Source organism: Nannocystis sp. (assembly GCF_016714285.1).
In the GTDB taxonomy this organism is placed as follows: domain Bacteria; phylum Myxococcota_A; class Polyangia; order Nannocystales; family Nannocystaceae; genus Nannocystis.
Genome location: NZ_JADJNN010000026.1, coordinates 40,108 through 60,022, shown reverse-complemented (window position 1 = coordinate 60,022; position 19,915 = coordinate 40,108). Strand labels below are relative to the sequence as shown.

The 19,915-nt window shown below is 70.1% G+C and carries 15 protein-coding genes; 9 read left to right on the top strand and 6 right to left on the bottom strand.

Features of this window, described 5'->3' with window-relative positions; all coding sequences use genetic code 11:
• Positions 1-208 precede the first annotated feature (208 nt).
• A complete protein-coding gene (locus IPJ59_RS30670) occupies positions 209-661 on the bottom strand; it encodes a hypothetical protein (protein ID WP_293274567.1) in 453 nt (150 codons plus the stop codon).
• 79 nt (positions 662-740) lie between these two features.
• Here IPJ59_RS30670 and IPJ59_RS30665 point away from each other — a divergent pair, with 79 nt between their 5' ends.
• The 6 genes from IPJ59_RS30665 (at position 741) to IPJ59_RS30640 (ending at position 8,595) form a co-directional block, all read left to right on the top strand.
• Entirely contained in the window at positions 741-1,049 is a 309-nt protein-coding gene (locus IPJ59_RS30665; protein WP_293274565.1) for a MerR family transcriptional regulator, read from the top strand.
• Positions 1,050-3,019: 1,970 nt separating this feature from the next.
• Positions 3,020-4,363 carry a hypothetical protein gene (locus IPJ59_RS30660; protein ID WP_293274563.1) on the top strand — a complete coding sequence of 448 codons (1,344 nt, stop codon included), beginning with the start codon at positions 3,020-3,022 and terminating at the stop codon, positions 4,361-4,363.
• A gap of 381 nt (positions 4,364-4,744) precedes the next feature.
• A complete protein-coding gene (locus IPJ59_RS30655; RefSeq protein WP_293274562.1) occupies positions 4,745-5,152 on the top strand; it encodes a hypothetical protein in 408 nt (135 codons plus the stop codon).
• A gap of 9 nt (positions 5,153-5,161) precedes the next feature.
• Entirely contained in the window at positions 5,162-5,554 is a 393-nt protein-coding gene (locus IPJ59_RS30650; RefSeq protein ID WP_293274560.1) for a hypothetical protein, read from the top strand.
• A gap of 699 nt (positions 5,555-6,253) precedes the next feature.
• The gene (locus IPJ59_RS30645; protein ID WP_293274558.1) at positions 6,254-7,072 is read left to right on the top strand and encodes an HTTM domain-containing protein; all 819 of its coding nucleotides are present in this window, start codon (positions 6,254-6,256) and stop codon (positions 7,070-7,072) included.
• Between the two features lie 500 nt (positions 7,073-7,572).
• Positions 7,573-8,595 (top strand): Vgb family protein, encoded by a 1,023-nt coding sequence (locus IPJ59_RS30640; protein WP_293274556.1) that lies wholly within the window; start codon positions 7,573-7,575, stop codon positions 8,593-8,595.
• Between the two features lie 590 nt (positions 8,596-9,185).
• On the opposite strand, the gene IPJ59_RS30635 is transcribed toward IPJ59_RS30640, so the two are convergent.
• From IPJ59_RS30635 to IPJ59_RS30625, 3 genes are all read right to left on the bottom strand, one after another.
• Entirely contained in the window at positions 9,186-10,769 is a 1,584-nt protein-coding gene (locus tag IPJ59_RS30635) for a fibrinogen-like YCDxxxxGGGW domain-containing protein (RefSeq protein WP_293274554.1), read from the bottom strand.
• Positions 10,770-10,856: 87 nt separating this feature from the next.
• On the bottom strand, positions 10,857-12,305 hold the full coding sequence (locus IPJ59_RS30630) for a phospholipase D-like domain-containing protein (RefSeq protein WP_293274553.1): 1,449 nt from the start codon (positions 12,303-12,305) through the stop codon (positions 10,857-10,859).
• Positions 12,306-12,420: 115 nt separating this feature from the next.
• The gene (locus IPJ59_RS30625; protein ID WP_293274551.1) at positions 12,421-13,713 is read right to left on the bottom strand and encodes an NAD(P)/FAD-dependent oxidoreductase; all 1,293 of its coding nucleotides are present in this window, start codon (positions 13,711-13,713) and stop codon (positions 12,421-12,423) included.
• Between the two features lie 229 nt (positions 13,714-13,942).
• Between IPJ59_RS30625 and IPJ59_RS30620 the strand changes: the two genes are divergently transcribed.
• Positions 13,943-14,755 (top strand): Smr/MutS family protein, encoded by an 813-nt coding sequence (locus IPJ59_RS30620; RefSeq protein ID WP_293274550.1) that lies wholly within the window; start codon positions 13,943-13,945, stop codon positions 14,753-14,755.
• A 21-nt stretch (positions 14,756-14,776) separates the two neighbouring features.
• Here the strand turns inward: IPJ59_RS30620 and IPJ59_RS30615 are convergent, their stop codons facing one another.
• Positions 14,777-15,367, bottom strand: coding sequence for a hypothetical protein (locus IPJ59_RS30615; protein ID WP_293274548.1), 591 nt, complete (start codon positions 15,365-15,367; stop codon positions 14,777-14,779).
• A gap of 210 nt (positions 15,368-15,577) precedes the next feature.
• Between IPJ59_RS30615 and IPJ59_RS30610 the strand changes: the two genes are divergently transcribed.
• A complete protein-coding gene (locus tag IPJ59_RS30610) occupies positions 15,578-16,297 on the top strand; it encodes a hypothetical protein (RefSeq protein ID WP_293274546.1) in 720 nt (239 codons plus the stop codon).
• A gap of 119 nt (positions 16,298-16,416) precedes the next feature.
• On the top strand, positions 16,417-19,062 hold the full coding sequence (locus IPJ59_RS30605) for a serine/threonine-protein kinase (RefSeq protein ID WP_293274544.1): 2,646 nt from the start codon (positions 16,417-16,419) through the stop codon (positions 19,060-19,062).
• A 64-nt stretch (positions 19,063-19,126) separates the two neighbouring features.
• Here IPJ59_RS30605 and IPJ59_RS30600 read toward each other — a convergent pair whose 3' ends face one another.
• A complete protein-coding gene (locus tag IPJ59_RS30600) occupies positions 19,127-19,702 on the bottom strand; it encodes a hypothetical protein (RefSeq protein WP_293274542.1) in 576 nt (191 codons plus the stop codon).
• Positions 19,703-19,915 lie beyond the last annotated feature (213 nt).

Sequence of the window (19,915 nt, the reverse complement as noted above, 5' to 3'; positions counted from 1 at the left end):
ACTGTATTGCTCAAGCGCTCGGCTCAGATCCGAGGGGCTATTGAAGCCGTAACCGAAGGTTTGCGCGTGGACCCGATGCTGCAGAAGAATCGGCACTCTTTGGATCGCTCCGGTAATGTGAACAGAGACAACACGCGCGGTAAAGATTAGCGCGGTTTCTTGCCCAAAGTCAAAACAGACACGAGCCGTTGTTAGCACGGTGTCCATTTCAGATTCCTTCGGCATAGACCGTAACGCGGTCATGCCCGATCGGAACTTTGTACGGCCCCCGTCCGTTGCGTGGTGACTCGAAGACCATCACGCGGTCGCCGGTGAGTTTGATCTCCCAAATGGCGATCGCTTTGTTTTCGTAGCCGGCGCGGAGTTTGTCGGGATCCGTGCAGGCCGGCAACCATTGAAGGTGCAAGGGCAGCTCGTTTGCGATTGCCTCGCAAAGATACTCATGGCAGCTAGAGAAAACACCGCGAAAGCCGTCCACCGCGGCGGCGAGGACGTCGGGCGCCGTGGTCTTCAGCGCGAGCACAAGACGGGCGCGCAGGTCCGGGGGGGCACTCGGCGGCAGGGACAGTTCTTCCCCCTCGCTGACCTCGAAGTCTGGATCGGGCGGGACGTTGGAAGGTCGCTCGTGGCCGGGCGGTTTCGTGTCATCTTCGGCGTTCATTTACTCTCCCTCTCGATAGTTTTTCGACCGTTTCTCGACTTATTATAGACTGATCGTCGAGTAGGCGCAAGCTGCATCAGTGCAGGTTCTTGGCCAGTCGGGAGCGGTCCCGGTACACTCCGCCCGTGGCGCGCACCTACACCACACACCCGAGGCCGCCGCCGCGGTCGGCGTCAGCGGGCAAACCGTGCTCCGATGGGCGTGGGCGGGCTTGCTGCCTCCCCCGGAGCGTGTGGTCCGTGGCCGTCGCGGCAACGCGAGCGAGTGGCCCGAGAGCACGATCGCTCAGGCTCGCTGGGTCTTCGCCCAGCTCGAGAGCGGCAAGACCCTCGACAGGATCCGCGCCGCGCTCCAGGCCGGCGACTACTCCCCCGATGGGGAAGCCTAGGCGCGACTTGCGCGAATATCCATGAACGAGGAGGGCCGCGTGCCGGTGTCTGGTGACGGGCTGGCGGATCTGGAGTGAAGCGGGGGTCCTGGAACATCGTGCCGACCCCCGGGTATACCTCGCGGATCGGCCGGTCGCGGGTCGCGTGTGCCACGAGCTGCGTGCATAGCTGGTCACAGCGCTCCCCGGCGGCCGCGTCCGTGTCTCCTTCAAGAACCCGGCCAGCTCCGTTGGCACAGCGCCTCGAGGTCGGCTTGGCGGCCTTGCGTGCGGCAAAGGCGTCGGGCAAGACGCCGGGCAGCAACGGGATCGTGAAAGACCCGGTGCGCACGCGCTGGAGGGTCAGGTGCCGAGGAGCATACGACGGATCCCACGCGGCCGGCACGTGCGGCGACGCTGGCGGCATGAGGCAGTGACAGTTCCAGGTGGGTACAGTTTCGAACCGGGCTGACGCCGCCGGATGGGGCTTGACAGGCTCCGGGTAGTCCTGTTTAGTGCAAGAATGCTCGCCGCTCGCCGCTCGCCGCTGACGCTTGCAATTCCTGCCCTGATGTTCGGTTGCAACGGTAACGGTTGCCCCGAGGAACAGGCCGAGAACAACCAAGACCGCTGCCGTGTGGCAGTCTTCGGAGAGACGGACAGCGCCGGACTCACGGACTTGGAGCCCGACTTTGAGGATTTTCTGCAGACCAGTGCGGTACCCGCACCAGGTGGCGGGTGGATCGTCGAGGGTGACATACACTTCACCAGTACTCAGCACGTCTATGAGCACTTTCGGGTAAACCAACCGAGGCTGCCGGCGGCAAGCAAAGGCCCCGAGATTCGTAGTCGGAGCACGGTCATGTGCTCAAACGATTTTGATCGTATCTGGAACGTCGATACAAAACTCCGCCTCACATACTGCATGGGCACATTCACCCACCAGCCCCTAAAGGAGATGGTCGAAGCCGCCTTCCCGGAAGCAGTCGCACAGATGGAGCGAGCCGCTGACGTCAACTATATTGAGGTCCCGTTTGCTTCCCCGGAAGAGTGTGAAGCTGCATGGGGTGATGGGGCTGTGCTCTACGTCGTTCGACAAGCGAAGGAATGTGGCGAGGAGCCAACCACAGGCCCAGATAATGATGAGATGTGTGATTGTGGTCCGCTGCAGAACCAGGCGTGTACATTCAGTGGTTCCGCCACGGCTCCAGATGTAGTCGGCGGTGCCGGCATGCCCGCAAAAGGTCGGCGAAGGATTGTTTTTCGTCCGAAGGTACTTAAGACCAAGAATAATGCTGGCCCCGAGCGAACTGTCGTCCACGAGCTTGGCCACACCCTCGGACTTTGGCCCTTGGCTGGGCGGACTGGGCTCCCCCCCCCCCCCCCCCCCCCCGGCCCCGCCCCGGCCCGCGGGGCACCAGGGGCCCACGCGGCCCCCCGGCCCCCCCCCCCCCCCCGGCCCCCCCCCCCCCGGGCCCCCCCCCGCCCCCGGCGCCCCCCGGGGCGTGCCCCCTCCCCCCCCCCCCCGCCCCCCAACCCCGCCGCGCCCGCCGCCCCCCCCCCCCCCCCCCCCGCCGCGGCGCCCCGGCCCCCCCCCCCCCGCCCCCCCTGGGGCGGGGTGCCGGGCGGTCCGGCCGCGCCCCCCCCCCCCCCCCCCCCCCCCCCCCCCCCCCCGCCCCCCCCCCCCGGCCCCCTTTGCCCCCCCCCCCCGGGGCCGGGCGGGCGCCCCCCCCCCCCCCCCCCCCCCCCCCCCCCGGTCCCCCCGCCCCCCCCCCCCGGCTCCCCCGCCCCCCGAGCCCTCCAAAACCCCCCTTTTCCCCTTTTTCCCTGCGCGCTATCTTTCCACTAGAAAGCCGGAAGGGCCCGGACTTTACCACGAGCAAGTGCGGTGGGAACAGACCTCCGTTACGGAGAGCAACAAAGCCCTTTGCTCTACCAAGCCCGCGGACGATCCGTGGAGAGCAGTCACGCCCGCGGACCCCGATTCAATCATGGGCTATCCTGATTGCGACGACCTAAACGACATCCCCGAGGCGCGGCTCTCGGCGGGTGACCGCCAGGGTCTGCACTACTTGTACACGGTGCCACGTACTGGTGAACTCCACTTTGATGCGGGACCAACTGATGACATCTTATGGGTGAGTCCACTGGAGAATACCATGGTCATCTGGTACGGTGGTTCCGACGGTGGGAACATTAACTTTGATTCCGTCGGGCCCTTTGCGCCGATGGGCACCATGTCGCGGCGTGTCAAACCAATCCCTGTCCGGATTGACAGTGAGCCTCTCTCCCATGTCCTTCTGCATGCTCCCGGAGACGAATCGGACGACCCTGATGGCGGTACACCACAAAGCGATCTAGTCCTTGCGCCCGATCCCGGAAGTGCTCCGCCGTTTAACCTTACTGACTACGGGAAAGAACAGCCGGAACGCTACGCATTTCCAATCGTCGGACGGTTTCTGGATATCGCCACCGATGAGGTCTGGTGGCTCCTACCTGGAGCCGACGGGGACCGATCCGACATGATGTGGAAGTTCATCACAGCATCAGAATCAACTGTTGATCTCGGCAGCTACGATAGTTCATTCAGTGCGGATAACTATCGTCGACCGCTCGTAGGGACTTGGAGCGTCGGAGGGACGCCTGACGGTCAGATCGTGTGGTGGCGTGAGCAAGGTGGTCCGCAACGGTTTCGCTTCATGGAACAGAACGCCACCATGGATGGTTTCACCGGTGACTCCGCGGATTTCAACCCCTGCGGTATTGCTGACGGCAGGGAATATACTCCTCTAATCGGGAATTTTGACAGTGATAGTGAGTGGGAGATTTTCTGGGTCTCCGAACGCACATCGACCCATGTCATGTGGTGGGATGTACAGAAAATCGCCGAGGATGGCATATGCACCGCCCAGACCAGCACCACGTTCACGTTCACCAGTCCGACCTTCTTCAAACCTTTTGTCGGCCGCTTTAATGATGATAACACCAATGATATTTTCTGGTATCGTGGTGGTCATATATTGAGTCCCGACGAGGTCGATGATGCCGAACCCGAGCAGGTCTGGTACTTTGCGGATGACATGAGTCATTCTGTGCAGACCTTTGCTCTGCCGGCAGCCGTCGAGGGCGACTTCTCACCGTATGTTGGTGACTTTGATGGCGATGGATGCGAGGACATCCTGTGGTTCGCCCCGCACCAGGCCCTTAGTCCGTTGTGGCGGGCCCGCTGTACGACAGCGACCGCTGTCCCGGAGGGGTTCGATCTCCAGCTTGATCAGAGCCACCCGCAGTTCGCTTATCCTGTGGGCTACGCGCGAACACGGGCGAGGCGGTGACTCTCATGGTGCGCAAATGGACACTCGGGGCGACCTTGGCCTGTGCCTGCGGGCCAGAGATCCACTACGAAACGGTCGAGGAGGACGCCGAGCGTCTATGTAAGGGGCGCAGTACTTGCGAGCAAGTGCCGGACCCGAGCGGACGGACGGAGCGTTGCGTCAATGCGATTCTCGATGAATCGGAGATCGGCCTTGAGGAGGGCCCCAGCTGCGCTGACAGCTTCTCGAGCCTGCTGACTTGCCTGTCGCTGCTCTCTTGTGAGCAGTTCAGCACGGAGTGGAGTATTAACTACTCCACCCCTGATAATCCAGTGCCCTATCCGTGCAAGAGCGAGGTTTTAGACCTCTTCCGACACTGTGACAAGGCGTGGTATGCACTCAATGAATAAGCGCGACAGGCAGCCGGCAAAGCGCTTCGCCTCGACTCTCTTCGGGCTTTGCCTCGTGGCTTGCTGCGCCGCCTGCGGCTCACCTGCAGACACGGATCCCTTCATCGAGGACTGCCGCGGCTGGTGCCAGTTTGACATGATCTGCGACGGTGGGCCTGACAACACCGCCGTCTGCGTCGATTCATGTGAGGATTCATTCGAGGTGGACGCAGTTGATTACGGCCCGGATTGCGAGTCCGCTTTCAAAATCGCTATGGCATGCGTAGCGAACATGACCTGCGATGAATATCACCTGTTCCAGAACGTACCGGTCGAGCAAGGACCCTGCCCGGAGGTTCTCGCGCCTTACTACGATTTATGCCCCGGCGTATTTCTCGCGCCTGATCGCCCCGAACCATAGGAGTCTAGCATGAATACCATCGCACGTTTCATCTCACGAGTGGGCCTCGGAGTGGGCCTCGGAGTCGCCCTTGGTGCTTGCAAGGAAGAGCCCGATTTGGAGGGCTACTGCGGTAATAAGTCCGCTTTCACCGCGTCCTGTGGGGACGAGATTGTCGAGTGTGACGAGGCTCCTTGCGAGGCGGACTGCGTATCCTACGGCGAAGGCGCGGCTGACTTCAGTGATGCCTGTGGAGAGCTCTGGATCGAGATCTACGAATGCTTCGTCACGATGTCCTGTGAGGGGGTCGAAGCTTGGCGAACGGCCCAGCGCAACGATACCTTCGAGTACCCTTGCGGCAAACTCGAGAGTGAGTTTCGCGCGGCCTGCCCTGACATGCCGCTCTACGGACCCAATTCCTGACGGTGGGGATCTTAGGGCACTCGCCTTGCCGCGTGGGTTCAGGCGGCGAAGTTGGCGGCGCGCAAGCGGGCGCGTCGCACCGGGGCGGCGAGGGCGGCGTGGAAGGCCGGGACGGCCAGACGTCTGCTGCAGCGCGCCGTCCTCGCCGAGCCCGTCGCCGCCGCTGCGACATGCCCGAGTACTGCTCCTCCGAGCTACCCACGGCATCTCCAGACTCATCAGCCACATCCACCGCATCTCCTTCATCCTCGCCGCGTGGCCGCCCGCCGCCATTGCCATCCTGGCGGGTCCGCGCTCTGGTCGCGATATGGGTCCTCGTGCATATCGGCATGCTGGTTCGCGGCCTCGCGCCGGCGCCTCGGCCGTGGGCGGCGCCACTGCCATGGTCGATGTTTCGCGTACCCCCAGCCGCGGAAGCGACAATCGTAGCAGAGAGCCTGGACCCGTCCGGGCAATGGTTGGAGATCCCGCTGCGTAGCTACTTCCACTTCACCCGAGGCTGGACGGATCGCCGCGTCCCCGACACCAGCCGTTTCCTGAGCCAGCCGGGTCATGCGGACGAACGCGCGGCTTTTGCGCGCTGGCTCGCCGCAAAAAAGGCCGCCGCCGGCACCCCAGTACGCGCGGTCCGGCTGCTGCGACGGTCGATGCGAGGTAGGGCCGTCGACACCCGTCTGCTTGGCCAATTCGAGGTAAGTGATGCGGCGCCTCCTTGACGCCTGGCGTCGGTTCTTTTACACGCCCGGCGCGACCGCGCCGCTCGATCAGTTTCGTCGGTACCTGGCTATATGGACAGGAGCATGGGCACTCATCCATTTACCGCACGCAGAGGAGCTCTACTGCCGCCCGATCCTCCGCGAAGGCCTGGCCGACGTGTGGTTCGGCCTCCCGGCCCCGCCCCTGGCGTTCGTGCTGGTGCTCAGTGCCGGGCTCGTCGCCGCACTCGTCCTCGTGATCACTGGCGTCCGCACCCGCGCTTCCACCTGGGCCGCGACGAGCTGCTTCGCAGCGCTGGTGGTACTCGACGCCAGCGAGTTGCTCGCCTACAACGGCTTGGCCCTGCTTCAATGGACGATCGTCGCGGTGGCACCGGACGGTCCGTCCGCGCCCCGATGGGCGACGCGCCTGGCGATGCTGCAGTTGTCGACGGTGTACGGATTCGCGGCCCTGTCGAAACTGGTCGAGGGGCCGGCCTGGCGCGATGGCTCGGCCATCACCCGAATCCTCGGCTCGCCACGCTACGGCCAGCACTTCGCGTCGAACTTGCTACCGCCCATGCAGGGCGCCTGGCCGGTCTTGCTCGCTTGGTCGGTGATCGTCCTCGAGCTGTTCATTGCGCTCGGCCTGTGGCACCGTCGCACCCGCATGGCCGCCGCCCTGGCGCTGGTCGGCCTTCACGTCGGCATGATGCTGACCATGCGTGTATCGTGGCTGTTCCACGGACTGATGCTCGCGCACCTCGGGCTATTTTGGCCCTTGCGGGAGGCCACGTCACGTGGCACGTGTGAAGCTCAATAGGTGGGCTGGCTGAGACGTGGCGTGGGTTCAGGCGGCGAAGCCGGCGGCGCGTAGGCGGGCGCGCAGCGCCGGGCCGGCGAGGAAGGCCTCGGACCTTCGACATCCGGGTCTACGCGGAGATGCTGCCGCATTCGTGCGCGAGGCGGAGGACTTCTCGGATTCTGTGGCGCTCCACGCCGAGAGCTGAGCCCGTCTCGACCCCGTCGGGGGTGATAGCTACATCGGCCGCCCTGCTGCCCCCCCAGACCCCTTTTCTGGGTTTGCGACGGTGGCGACGGCACGCTGCACTGGGTGCTCAACGGCCTCACAGCCGTGCGAGCCGACTGACCCGCGTTAGATGTACTAACGGCGCCGCTTCCGTCTCCAGCCCGTCTCCAAGACAGCTCCGCGCATCGGTCCCGGTCGGGGACTCGCGGGGCGCCGGAACCGCTCAGAACCCCTGTTTGGGAGCGCACAGCCCAACTGCCGCGGTTGGGTGGGGGTTCTGAGGCGGTGTCCGGGTGTTGAAGATCAATACCAAGACCGGGGCCGAGGTCGGTCGGTATCGCGTCGAGGGCGGCAGCCCGTCGCGCACCTCGGTCAACCTCATGGGCGACGTCGCGGTCAGCAGCCGCGATCCGGGCGGCGTCACCAAGATCGCCGCGCGCGAGGTGGATTGCAAGGACAAGAACGGCAACGGGATGATCGAGACCTCGAAGGGCGCCAACGATATCCTTGCCCTCGGCGCCGATGAATGTGTGTTGTGGACCAAGAAGATCCCGTCGCCCGGCTACGGCTACGGGCCGCGTGCGACCGCGTGGGAGGGCGGTAAGCCCGATCCGGACACCTGCGTCTCGCCGACCCCGCGGCTGTGGTTCGGGTGGATGGACGCCAACTATATGGCCCACTTCGAGCGCGTCGACGGCGACACCGGCCAGACCCTCGACACCGTGATGTACCCGTGGCAGCCCGGCTACAGCCCCTACGGCGGGGCCGTCAACGCGGTCGGCGACTTCTTCGTCACTGGCCTCAGCACCCAGCCGGCGATCAGCATCAACGCCCTGACCCTCGCCATCACCGACTTCGGCATCCCCCAGGGCTGCAAGTATGGCATGACCCTCGACACCAATGGCAACATCTGGAACGGCGGCTGCAACGACAGCTCCGTCTATCACTACGACATGCAGGCCAAGGCCTGGTCGAACATCGGCAACGCCGGCGGCTCGCGCGTGAACGGCATGATGGCCGACGCCGACGGCAACGTGTGGGGCGCGGGGAGCAGCCCGTGTCGCCTGGTCCACATCGACGCCGCGACCAAGAAGTACGTCAACAACAACATCCCGCTGCCCGGCTGCCAGGCCCCGTGGGGCGTCAGCATCGACATCGACGGCTTCGTCTGGGTCGTCGATATGTCCGCCAGCGTGGCCTACAAGGTCCACCCGGAGACGTATCAGGTCGAGCTGACCGTCCAGGGGCTGATCGGGCCCTATACCTACTCGGACATGACGGGGGCCGCCCTGAACGCGCAGGTGAATCCCCAGTAGTACCGGCACCGCGTCGGCCCGGCGCCAGATCCCCGGCCCCGCTCGGCCGCAACGCTACTCGGCAGGGCGCTGCGGGCGCGCTCCCGAACGTGGCCCGGCCCCCCCCCCCCCCCCGCCCCCCCCGGCGGGCGCCCCCCCCCCCCCCCCCCCCCCCCCCCCCCCCCCTATCACAAACGCCCCCCCCCCCGCCCCCCCCCCCCCCCCCCCCCCCCCCCCCGCCCCCCCCCCCCCCCCCGCCCCCCCCCCCCCCCCCCCCCCCCCCCCCCCCCCCCCCCCCCCCCCCCCGCCCGGGGGGGGCCCGCGGCCCCCCCCCCCCCCCCCGCGCCCCCCCCCCCCCCCCCCCCCCCCCCCCCCCCCCCGCCCCCCCCCCCCCCCCCCCCCCCCCCCCCCCCCCCCCCCCCCCCCCCCCCCCCCCCCCCCCCCCCCCCCCCCCCCCCCCCCCCCCCCCCCCCCCGCCCCCCCCCCCCCCCCCCCCCCCCCCCCCCCCCCCCCCCCGCCCGCCCCCGCCGCCCGAGGGACCCCCCGGCCCCCCAAAGTCCGCGCGCGCAAAGGGCCCTGGTTGAGCAGCAGCGCCCCGGGTCGCTCGCGCGCTAACGGATCCAGATGTGGCCGGCGGTGTTGTACGAGGTCGCGCCCGCCTGGAAGCCGCAGGGCGTGCGCCAGCCCGAGTCGACGCCGGGCGCCAGATCGCAGGCGGCGGTGAAGTAGGCCTGCGCGCCGAAGCCGGCCGCGTCGTTGAGCGTGACGATGTTGGCCTCGTTGTTGAGGACCAGGCCGAAGCGCACGCGGGCGTCGTAGCACGACTGGTCGTCATCGATGTTGATGCCGACCGCGACGTAGTTCGGGGCGACCGATGCCTCGGCGACGGTGCGGCCCTGGATCGTCAGCCACTTTAGCTTCTCGGCCTGGGCCTCGACGAAGTAGAGCCCCTTCATGGCGATGTCCGAGCCCACCGGCGTGTTGGTGAAGATGTCGAGCAGGGTCTTGGTCGCCGGCAGCGTGTAGAACTTGCACGCGTAGGCCTTGGTGATCGGGTGCTGCATGCAGCCGCGGATCTCTCCGCCGGGCAGGAGGTTGTAGGCGGGGAACTTGCCGTCCGACGGGTCCGCCGGCCCGGGCACGTTCTCGTTGACCAGCGACACCATGGTCCAGTGCGGCGAGTAGAAGTTGAACTGGCCGTTGGTCGGCGCGAAGCGGATCGCCAGGGCCCAGCCGCCGCCGTCGGTGGTCATGTCGCAGTAGGCCTTGAACGGCGGGGTCGGGCCCTTGCCGTCGAGGTCGAGGTCGTAGACCCCGTCCGGCGCGTTCGGCTGGGCCAGCTTCAGGGCCTTGCAGCTGGCCGAGAACACGCAGGTGTCCACGTCGCAGGCGCCGGTCTTGCAGTCCGAGGGCGCGACGCAGGCCTGGTCCACCTCGCACTTCGGGCAGTCGCCGCCGCCGCAGTCGAGGTCCGTCTCCTTGCCGCTCTGGAGCCCGTCGTCGCAGGCCGGCGCCTTGCACAGCGTGGTGCACTGGTCGGCCTCGGAGGCGTTGCCGTCGTCGCAGGCCTCGACGTTCATCTGCACGAAGCCGTCGCCGCAGCTGGCCTTCACGCAGGTGCCGAGGCAGGCGTCGGTGTCGTCCTTGTTGTTGTCGTCGCACTCCTCGCCGGGCTGCAGCTTGCCGTCGCCGCAGCTGGACAGCGCGCAGTCGTTGCCGCAGGCGTCGTCGTCGACGTCGTTGGCGTCGTCGCAGGCCTCGCCGGGGCCGACGAAGCCGTCGCCGCAGCTGGCGTTCTTGCAGCCGTCGACGCAGGTGTCGGTGTTGTCGGCGTTGGCGTCGTCGCACTCCTCGCCCGGGTCGACGTTGCCGTCGCCGCAGATCGGGTCGGGCCCGCCGCTCGACGACGCGCCGCTGTCGGTCGCCGTGGTGGTGGTATCGAGGAGCGTGTCGGTCGACGTGTCGCTGACGGTGTCGGGCCCGGTCGTCGCCGTGGTCGTCGGCGAGGTCATGGTCTGGCTGTCCGATCCGCTGCCCTCGGTCGGGGTCGCCGAGCTGCTGCTCTCGGCCGAGGCCGCGGTCGTGCTGGCCAGACCCGAGCTCGCGCTGCCGCTCGTCGTCGCGGCGCCGGTGCTCGCCTCCGACGAGGTCCCGGTGTCGTCAGCGCAGCCGATCAGCGCACAAAGACCACCCACCACCATGCATCGATTGAGAACATGCATACAAAACCCCCCTCGCTATCCAAACTACGAGACCTCGATTATCGGAGTCGCCGGGGCCTGTCAAGGCGCGGCCGCCGGGCCGCCGCGCGTCAGCGCGGGCGCCTGCGCGTAGCAGCTGGCGTCGAGCGCGTAGCAGCCGGCCAGCACCGGTCCGCCGGCGATCACGCTGGCACGACTCACGCGCGCGAGCAGGGCGATCCGGACGAGCGCCGCGAGGTCGTCCGACTCGCGCGCGCCGCAGTGCTCCTCCACCAGTCCGCACAGCAGCGGCAGGCACAGCGCGGCGCCCCAGCACGCCGCGTTGAGCTCGGTGTGATCGGGCAGCAGGCTGAGGTCGACGAGGTTGGCCGAGCCGAGCGTCGCCCACGCGCCGTCGACGATGCACAGCTTGGCGTGGGTGTAGATCTCGCGGTGCGACCATGCGCCCGGGGAGCCGCCGGGGTCGCTGCGAGCGAGCGCGACGAGGGTGAAGCCCGGCATCGTCGCCAGCGCAGCGAGACCGGCGAAGGTCGAGCCGTAGCGGTGCTCGTGCCCGCGGCCGGCGCGGGCCAGCGCGGCGCACTCGCGGCTCGCGGCGACGATCGCCGGCATCGGCTCGCCCGGCACCACCATCACGACCTGCACGCCGCGACGTAGCGCCGCCGCGAGCGCGGTCAACAGCCCGAGCTCGCCGGGGTGTTGATTCTCGAGGTAGATGGTCCGCCGCGCCGCCGCGAAGGCGCCGAGGTAGTGCTCGCGGATCGTCGCCTCACCGGCGGCGCTGTCGAAGCTCGGCGCGTCGACCACGGGCGTGGGACCCGGGTACGCGCCGGCGCGGATCGTCCGCGCCAGCTGCACGCGCACGTCGCCGCAGGCCGGCGGCGCCCGGGTCGGCCACGCCAGCGCGCTGGCCCGCGTGGCGTCGGGCCACGGCGGCGCCGCGTCGTCGCGGCGGGCCAGGTTCCAGCGCTGGACGAAGTTGTGCTCCGCGTCGACCACCGCCGGCCCGCGCAGCTCGAGGAAGGCGTCGTGCTTCTCGCGTCCGTGGTGGTGCCCCGGGGTCGCCAGGGTCGCGTGGCTCAGCACCATCCCGCCGATGAACGCGGTCGTGTCGACCTCGCCCGCGTCGATCACATAGCCCTTCTGGTGGTGACAGTGGTTGGGGTCGTCGCCCGAGCTGTCCCAGCGCGCCGCGAAGGCGGCCCCGCGGCGCCGCAAGAAGGCGCGGTCCTCGGGCCCGCCGCGAAACACGTGGTCGGTGCGAAAGCCGGGGTTGCGCCAGAACAGCACGCGCACGTCGACGCCGCGCGCGGTGCACTCGCCCAGCAGGTCCCACCACGCGGTCCCGTCGGGGAAGCGAAAGCCCGGCTCGATGAACGAGACGATCGCCCAGATCTGGCGCCGCGCCCCGCGGAAGGCCGCGGCCAGCCGGGTGTAGAACGGCAGCCCGTCGATCCACGGGATCACGAGGTTGCCGTCGCGCGCCGGATACGGCCCGCTGCTCGCCACTGGCACGACGGTCCCGGCCACGCGGCGATGGTCGCGAGCCCGCGTCCGCGTGTCGAGCCAGATCTTGCGCGCCGCGCCAGGTTCGCGGCCGCGTCGGGCGCGACGCAGGGCTGCACGCTCCGATGTGCACCGCCGCCTAACGCCGGGTGAACGGCGCCGCGATGTCGCGCAGGAGCCCGCGTGCCGCGGCGCCGAGGACCAGCGACGGGCGCAGCCAATTCTCGGGTGGGATCGCCCGGGACAGGAACGCGAAGAATTGGTGGTGGTAGGCGGGGTCCTGCAGCAGCCACCGCATCATCGTGCGAATGACCGGCACCGGGGGCTCCTGATAGAGCTCGCGCGCGAGGCGTTGCATGGTGGCCCGGAACATTCCGCCGGTCGCTTCCTCGATCGCACGCGCATAGGCCGGGACGAGGGCGTCCCACGTGAGCGCGCCGTGATGCGCGGCGAGCAGCAGCTCGGCGAGCCGCTTGCCCTCGATGAGCGCGTCGTAGACGCCCTGGCCGTCGACGGGGTCCTTGTGGTGGACCGCGTCGCCGACCAGCAGCCAGCCCGGGCCGCCTGCCTCGCGGTAGCGGTTGGCGATCTTCTTGACGCCGAGGAGCTCGCCGACCTGACGCGCGCCCACGAGGCGCTGACGGACCGCCGCGAAGTCGTCGAGGCGCCGGCGATAGTACCGCTGAGGGTCTCCGCCGGTGTCGGCGCGATCGGAGCGGACATGCGTGGCGACGTGGACGCGGCCGTTTGCCGACGGGAAGAACAACACGCTCGCGCCGCGACAGCGGGTGACGATCTGTACGATCGGCTCGGGGTCGACGGGGCACGGCGCGAGGCCCTCCCACTCGGCGAAGTGACACGTGCTGGTCCGGTCGGCGCAGTCCTCGATCACGCGGGCCTCGACCTTGCGCGCGACCAGGCTGTGACGACCGTCGGCACCGACCACGCAGAGCCGGGCGCGCAGGCTCTCCGGCGGCATACCCTCCTCCGCGCCGGTGATGCCGGTGACCCGGCCCGCGTCGTCACGCAGCACGCTGTCGACGCGGAACCCCGCGCGTCGCGTCACCCCGGGGAAGCGCGCCAGGTGGGCCCACAGGGCGGCGTCGAAGCTGGCGCGCTCGAAGCCGCAGACGTAGTCGCGACCGAAGAACTCGGGCACGACCATGCGGGTGTGAAAGTACGGTTCGACCATGATCACGCCGGCCCGGACGCGGGTGACGGCGTGGGCGTAGAGGTCTTCGGTGAAGCCGATCTCGTCGAGCAGGGCCATCGTCCCGGCGTAGAGCACCGGGCAAGACGGCACCTCCGGCGACGACGGAAACCTCGCCTTGTCGACCACGAGCACGGACAGGCCGCCGGCCCCGAGGCGGGCGGCCAGGGCGGCGCCCGCAGGTCGACCCCCCACGATGATCACATCATAAATCGCTGTCATTGTCGGTACACCTGGACGCTCCGAGCCAAACACCCCGGGCCCGGCCTGGCCCTGCGGACACCCTGGTTCGGTGACGCGACGAGGCCAGACAATTGCGCCGGCGCGACGAAAGCTCGGCGCGCCCGCGCACCGGCGTCGCGCCTGGTCGCTCGCCGTCGCAGCCGAGAGGCGCCGCGGCCTTGCCTGAGCTTGCGTACCGCGGCGGGGCAGGCCCAAGCTGGACGCCCGCATGTCCATCCGCGCCCACCTCGAGCGTGAGCTGCTCGCGCTGCTCGCCGCCGCTGGCCACGAGCCCGGCGCGGGCGATCGGCTGCGCCTGCGCGCGGGCACCCTGGAGATCGATCTGCGTCTCACGCCCGCAGCGATCGCGGTCGACCTCTCCGGCTGGCGGCAGACCTTCGAGCTCGGCGACGACGACGACGGCGCCGACGCGGCCGCCCTGGCGCTCGACCTGATCGGTGGCGCCCTGTTCGGCGCGCTGCGGGTGGTCGTCGAGGCCCACGGCGATCGTCCGTGCCGCTTCACCCTCGAGCTCGCTCGCGGCGAGCGCTGGGACCCGCTCAGCACCCAGGGCTCGCGCCCGTGGAACCCGCTCGCACGCCTCCAGCGCAGCGTGCACTGCGGCGCCGCCCCGCGGCCGCCTCGCTACGCTGCGCGGACCCTCGCCCCGCCGCCGTGGGCCCCGTGGGCCGGCGCGTGCGGCTTCCACGGCGCACCCGACGAGGGCCCGCAGTCAGGGCAGGCCACGCAGCTCCCGATCACCGGCGAGCTCGACCTCCACAATTTTCACCCCCGCGAGATCAAGCCGCTGGTGCTCGCGTACATCGACGAGTGCCTCGCCCGCGGCCTCGTCGAGCTGCGCATCGTCCACGGCAAGGGCATCGGCAACCTCCGGCGCACCGTGCACGCGCTGCTCGAGCGCCACCCGCGGGTGAAGGGCTTTCGCCTCGCGGGTCACGGCGGCGGCGGCTGGGGGGCGACGCTTGTCGACCTGTCCTCTGGGCCAGGTGCGAGGATAGTCGGCGAGGACGATCCCGTGTGAGCGGCGACGATCTGCGCGGGGTCATAGCAGGCGCAGCTCGAAGAGTCCGCCCGCCAGCAGCAGCGAGCCGGCCACACCGGGCGCGAGGCGATGGCGCAGGCTGATGCCCGGCCACTCACAGCGGTTGTCGCGGCGCAGGGCGGGTCCGGCGTCGGGGTACCCGAGCCAGCGTGCGGCGGCCTCGCAGTCGAGCCCGGCGGGCACCTGTCGGCGCAGACCGACGCAGCGATTCCCGCGATAGCGCAGCGAGAGTTCGGCGTATTCGACCCACTCGCCGCGGGTCTGCCGGGGCGCCCCGATCGCCGCCTCGATGCGCGAGCGCTTCGCCCCGAGCAGCGCGGGCCCCGAGAGCTCGCGGGGCCCGGCTGCGGGCGTCGCCTCGCCCGGGGCTGCGGGCGTCGCCGGCTCGGGTGTCGCCATGACCGTCGCTGGCTCTGGCGTCGCCACGACCGTCGCCGGCTCGGGTGCCGCCACGACCTCGTGATCTGCAGGATCTGGCTTCACCACCTTGACCTCCGCCGCGGCCGAGTCCTCGCGCGCGGGGCGTGGCCGCCCCGGATCTGTCGCGCAGGCGACGAGCGCCAGCAGGGTTGCGAGGAGCCGGCGCGCCACGCTCGACATATACGCCGTCGCGGCCGTAACGACCGCGGAGATTTCGATGCATCCCGGCGGGTGACACGAATCACGGGCGCGGTATTGACATCGCCCGGGCGCTCCGCGAGCCTGTGCGAGCAAACCGCTGGGTTGTTGCGCGCCGTCCGCGAGCCATTGAGCACGTGGCGGTTGTGTCGGCATCTCGCCAGCTGACACGGAGCGTCCGCGATGAGCATTGTGCACCCTGGAACCTCGGCCCTGCTCGTGGGCCTCTCACTCGTGTCCCTCTCGCTGGGTGCCTGCTTCAAGGACAATGACGGCGGCGGCGGCGGCAGCAGCAGCAGCAGCGGCGGGAGCGAGAGCGGCGCCGCGAGCGGGAGCGGCGACGCGAGCAGCGACAGCGCCGCGCTGACCACGGGGGGCGCTTCCAGCAGCGGCGCCTCAAGCAGCGGCGATCCCGGCACCGGCGACGACACCAGCGGGGTCGTCGACTGCGACGCCTACTGCGATCTCATCGGCCTCAACTGCGACGGCGACTTCACGCAGTACGGCAGCCGCGAGACATGCATGACCAGCTGCGCCGCGTTCGCGCCGGGGTCGCCGGGCGACATGTCCGGCAACAGCCTCGCCTGTCGGCACTACCACGCCGGCCTCGCCGCGATGGCGAACGACGTTCATTGCACGCACGCCGGCCCCGGCGGCGATACGGCCTGTGGCAGCAACTGCGAGGGCTTCTGCGCGATCGCAGGCAGGTACTGCCCGGAGGCCTGGGCGGACACCGCCGCCTGCATCGCGGCCTGCGTCACCTTCCCGGCCGACGAGCACTACGACGCCAACGACGTGAGCGGCAACAGCTTCGCCTGCCGCCTCTACCACGTCACCGCCGCCAGCCTCGATCCTGTGGTCCACTGCGCCCACATCAAGGGCGACTCGCCGACTTGCCAATAGGCTGCCAAACAGGCTGCCAATAGGCTGCCAATAGGCTGCCAATAGGCTGCCAAACAGGCGCGCCCGCGACCTCGTCGATCCGGCTGACAATCTCCGGGCTTCGCGCCAAGCTGGCGACGATGCCGGAGTCCGCGACACCGACCGAGGGCCACAGCGGCCACGCCTCGCGCGCTCGCCAGGACATCCCGCCCGAGCTCGGCCGCTTCGTCGTGCTCCATCGCATCGGCGCCGGCGGCATGGGCGTCGTCTATGCCGCCTACGACCCCGAGCTCGACCGCAAGGTCGCCGTGAAGCTGCTGCACCCGCGGCTCACCGGCAGCGACAAGCAGGACCTCGGGCGCGCCCGCCTGCTGCGCGAGGCCCAGGCGATGGCCCAGCTCTCGCACCCGAGCGTGGTCACGGTGTTCGACGTCGGCACCTACGGCGACCAGGTCTTCATCGCCATGGAGTTTGTGCAGGGGGTGTCGCTCGCCGAGTGGTTGAAGCGGCCGCACACCTGGCGCGAGGTGGTCGCGGTGTTCCTCGCGGCGGGCCGCGGCCTGGCAGCGGCGCACCGCCGCGGCATCGTCCACGGCGACTTCAAGCCCGACAACGTGATCGTCGACGCCGATGGTCGGGCGCGGGTCCTCGACTTCGGCCTCGCCTTCGCGCAGGACCGCGGCGAGCGATCGAGCCTCGAGGTCGAGCGCAACGACTCGCGCTCGGGTCGCTCGAACGTCGGCCTCGCCACCCGCCTGACTCGCACCGGCGCCCTGACCGGCACGCCGCCCTACGTCTCGCCGGAGCAGTACCTCGGGGAGTCGGCCTCGGCCCGCACCGACCAGTATGCGTTCTGCATCAGCCTCCATGAGGCCCTCTACGGCGACCGGCCCTACCACGGCGAGGACATGGCCGCGCTGCGTCAGGCCGTGCTGCTGGCGGCGTTGCCTGACGAGCCGCGCGAGCGCCGGGTCCCGGGCTGGCTGCGCCGGGTCCTGCTGCGCGGCCTGGCTCGCGACCCGGCGCTCCGCTTCGCCGACATGCCGGCCCTGCTCGCCGAGCTCGCGCGCGACCGCGGGCGGCGACGCCTGTTCATGGGTCTCGGCGCCACGGCGCTCACGGCCCTGGTCACCGGCGCCTTCGCGTACCGCTGGTACCTGCTGCAGGGCGAGGAGGCCCGGCAGGCCGCGCGCCAGGGCGTGTGCACCGGGGCGGCGCGCAACCTCGAGGGGGTGTGGGACGCGGCCCGTCGCGCCGAGGTCGGCGCGGCGATCCGCGGCACCGGCCTCGCTTACGCCGACGACACCTGGGAGCGGGTCGCCCGACGCCTCGACGACTACGCCGCCGCGTGGGTGCAGCAACACGGCGACGCCTGTCAGGCGACCTACCTCCGCGGCGAGCAGTCACCCGCGCTGCTCGACCGCCGCATGGCCTGCCTCGACCGCGCCCACACCGAGCTGCGCACCCTCGTCGATGTGCTCGCCGGCGCCGACGCCCCGGTCGTCGAACACGCCGCCGAGGCGACCGCGCAGCTGCCCCCGCTGGCGCGCTGCGCCGACATCCAGGCGATGCTCGCCGAGCGCCCGCCGCTCGCCGAGGCGGCCGCGCAGAGCCAGCTGCGCGAGACCCTGGCCCGCGTCCGGGCCCGCGAGCGGACCATGCAGCTCAAGGCCGGGCTCGCGCTGGTGGTGCCGGCCTTGACGCAGGCGCAGCGGCTCGGCGATCGGGCCCTGCTCGCCGAGGCCCACCTCGAGCACGGCCGGCTGCTCCACTTCGCCGGCGAGCACGCGGCCAGCGAGCGGGCCCTCACCGACGCCTTCTTCGCGGCCGAGTCGTCGCGCAGCGACGTCACCGCGGCCGAGGCGGCGATCGAGCTGGTCGCCGGCACGATGCAGCAGGCCAGCCCCGGCGCGCAGCTGTGGTCGCGTCACGCGAAGGCGCAGATCGACCTTGTCGTCGCCGACTCGCCGACCGACGCGCTCCGCCTCGAGGCTCACCTCGCGCACGCCCTCGGCACGGTGCAGGTGCACACCGGCGACCACGCGCAGGCCGAGCAGAGCTTCCTCCGGGCCCTCGCCCTGCGGCCCCGCCTGCGCGACGACGACAGCCTGGGCCGGGCCGACCTGCACAACAACCTCGGCAACCTGCAGCTGCGTCGCGGCGACCTCGCGGCGGCGGAGGAGCAGCTCGGCCGCGCCAGCGCGCTCTACATCGCCGAGCTCGGCGAGCGCCACCCGAGCGTCGCGGTCGCCCTCAACAACCTCGGCGAGGTGCAGATGCGCCGCGGCCAGCTCGCCGAGGCGCAGGCCAGCTACACCCGCGCCCACGCGATCTTCCTCGCCAGCCTCGGCGCCCAGCACCCCAACGTCGGCATCGCCCTCAACAACCTCGGCGACGCGCTCCAGCGTCAGGGCCAGGCGGTCGCCGCCGAGGAGCTGTACCTGCGCGCCCTGGCGATCTTCAGCGCCGGCTTCGGCGAGCAGGCGCCGCCGCTGGCCTATCCGCTCACCGGGCTCGGCGAGGCGCTGCTCGCCCAGGGCCGCGGCGTCGAGGCCCGCGAGCGCCTCGAGCGAGCGCTCACCCTGCGCGACGTCGGCAGCCCCGTCGAGCTCGCCCGCACCCGCTTCGCCCTCGCCCGCGCCCTGTGGAGCGCCACCCGCGAGCCCGCCGATCGGGTCCGCGCCCGCGACCTCGCCGGCCTCGCCCGCGACGACCTGCACAGCGCCGGCCCGAGCTCGGCCCGCGAGCTGCGCGAGGCCCTGGCCTGGCTCGCTACGCACCGCTGATCGGCGCCGGCCGAATCATCGCACATGTCCGATCAGTCAGCTACGTACATTGCCCAGGCGGCCCTCAGGCGCACTCGCAGTAGAGGTCGACGGCGCCGGCGTCGAGGGTGCCGAAGCAGCCCGCGAGCGAGCAGCTGGTGCCGGCGCAGGTCAGATCGGCGACCGCCGTGCAAAACGGCGGGTCCGGGACGCAGTTGACCGGCGGGCAACACAGCTGACCGGTGCAGCCGCCGAACTGACACTGCTCCGCCGGCAGTGGCACCTCGCCGTTGGCGCAGGCGCCCCGACTGTCGACGTCGGTGCAGCCCGGCGCCGGACCGCCGCAGCAGGGGTGCACGCACACCTGGGCGGCGCCGCCGCAGCTCTGCTCGCCGCAGTCGTGCGCACCGCCCGTGGCGCTGGCGTCGCTGGTCTGTGTGGCCTGGGTGGTGCCGTCGCTGGCGCCCGTCGTGCTCGCGGCGTCGCTGCTGGCAGGCTCCGTGACTGCGTCGCTGCTGGCCTCCGACGCACTGGTCACGGCGTCGGTGGCGCCCGCCGAGCTGGCGTCCCCGCTCGACCCGGCGCTGCCGTGGTCGGGGTCGCCCGGGCCGCAGGCCGCGAGGATGACGATGAGGAGGCAGGGCGCGGGGCGGCGAGGCATGGCGATCACGCTAGCGGCCGGATCCGCCGCGGACAAGCGCCTTGTTGTCGCGTTCGCATTTAGCAGCGGCGTCGAGGAGCCGGGGGACGGGTATTGTGATCTGGTGATCGCGGACGCGGCGACAGCCGAGTCCGCGGCGCGCTGATCCTGCGATTCGATTCGATTCGAGTCGCGGCGTCGATCGCGGCCCGGACCTGTTCGGCGCGGGTCAGG

Coding starts and splice junctions, on each gene's coding strand:
- IPJ59_RS30670 (WP_293274567.1), bottom strand. CDS start 661: ATGAACGCCGAAGATGACACGAAACCGCCCGGCCACGAGCGACCTTCC.
- IPJ59_RS30660 (WP_293274563.1), top strand. CDS start 3,020: ATGGGCTATCCTGATTGCGACGACCTAAACGACATCCCCGAGGCGCGG.
- IPJ59_RS30655 (WP_293274562.1), top strand. CDS start 4,745: ATGAATAAGCGCGACAGGCAGCCGGCAAAGCGCTTCGCCTCGACTCTC.
- IPJ59_RS30650 (WP_293274560.1), top strand. CDS start 5,162: ATGAATACCATCGCACGTTTCATCTCACGAGTGGGCCTCGGAGTGGGC.
- IPJ59_RS30645 (WP_293274558.1), top strand. CDS start 6,254: ATGCGGCGCCTCCTTGACGCCTGGCGTCGGTTCTTTTACACGCCCGGC.
- IPJ59_RS30625 (WP_293274551.1), bottom strand. CDS start 13,713: ATGACAGCGATTTATGATGTGATCATCGTGGGGGGTCGACCTGCGGGC.
- IPJ59_RS30620 (WP_293274550.1), top strand. CDS start 13,943: ATGTCCATCCGCGCCCACCTCGAGCGTGAGCTGCTCGCGCTGCTCGCC.
- IPJ59_RS30610 (WP_293274546.1), top strand. CDS start 15,578: ATGAGCATTGTGCACCCTGGAACCTCGGCCCTGCTCGTGGGCCTCTCA.
- IPJ59_RS30605 (WP_293274544.1), top strand. CDS start 16,417: ATGCCGGAGTCCGCGACACCGACCGAGGGCCACAGCGGCCACGCCTCG.
- IPJ59_RS30600 (WP_293274542.1), bottom strand. CDS start 19,702: ATGCCTCGCCGCCCCGCGCCCTGCCTCCTCATCGTCATCCTCGCGGCC.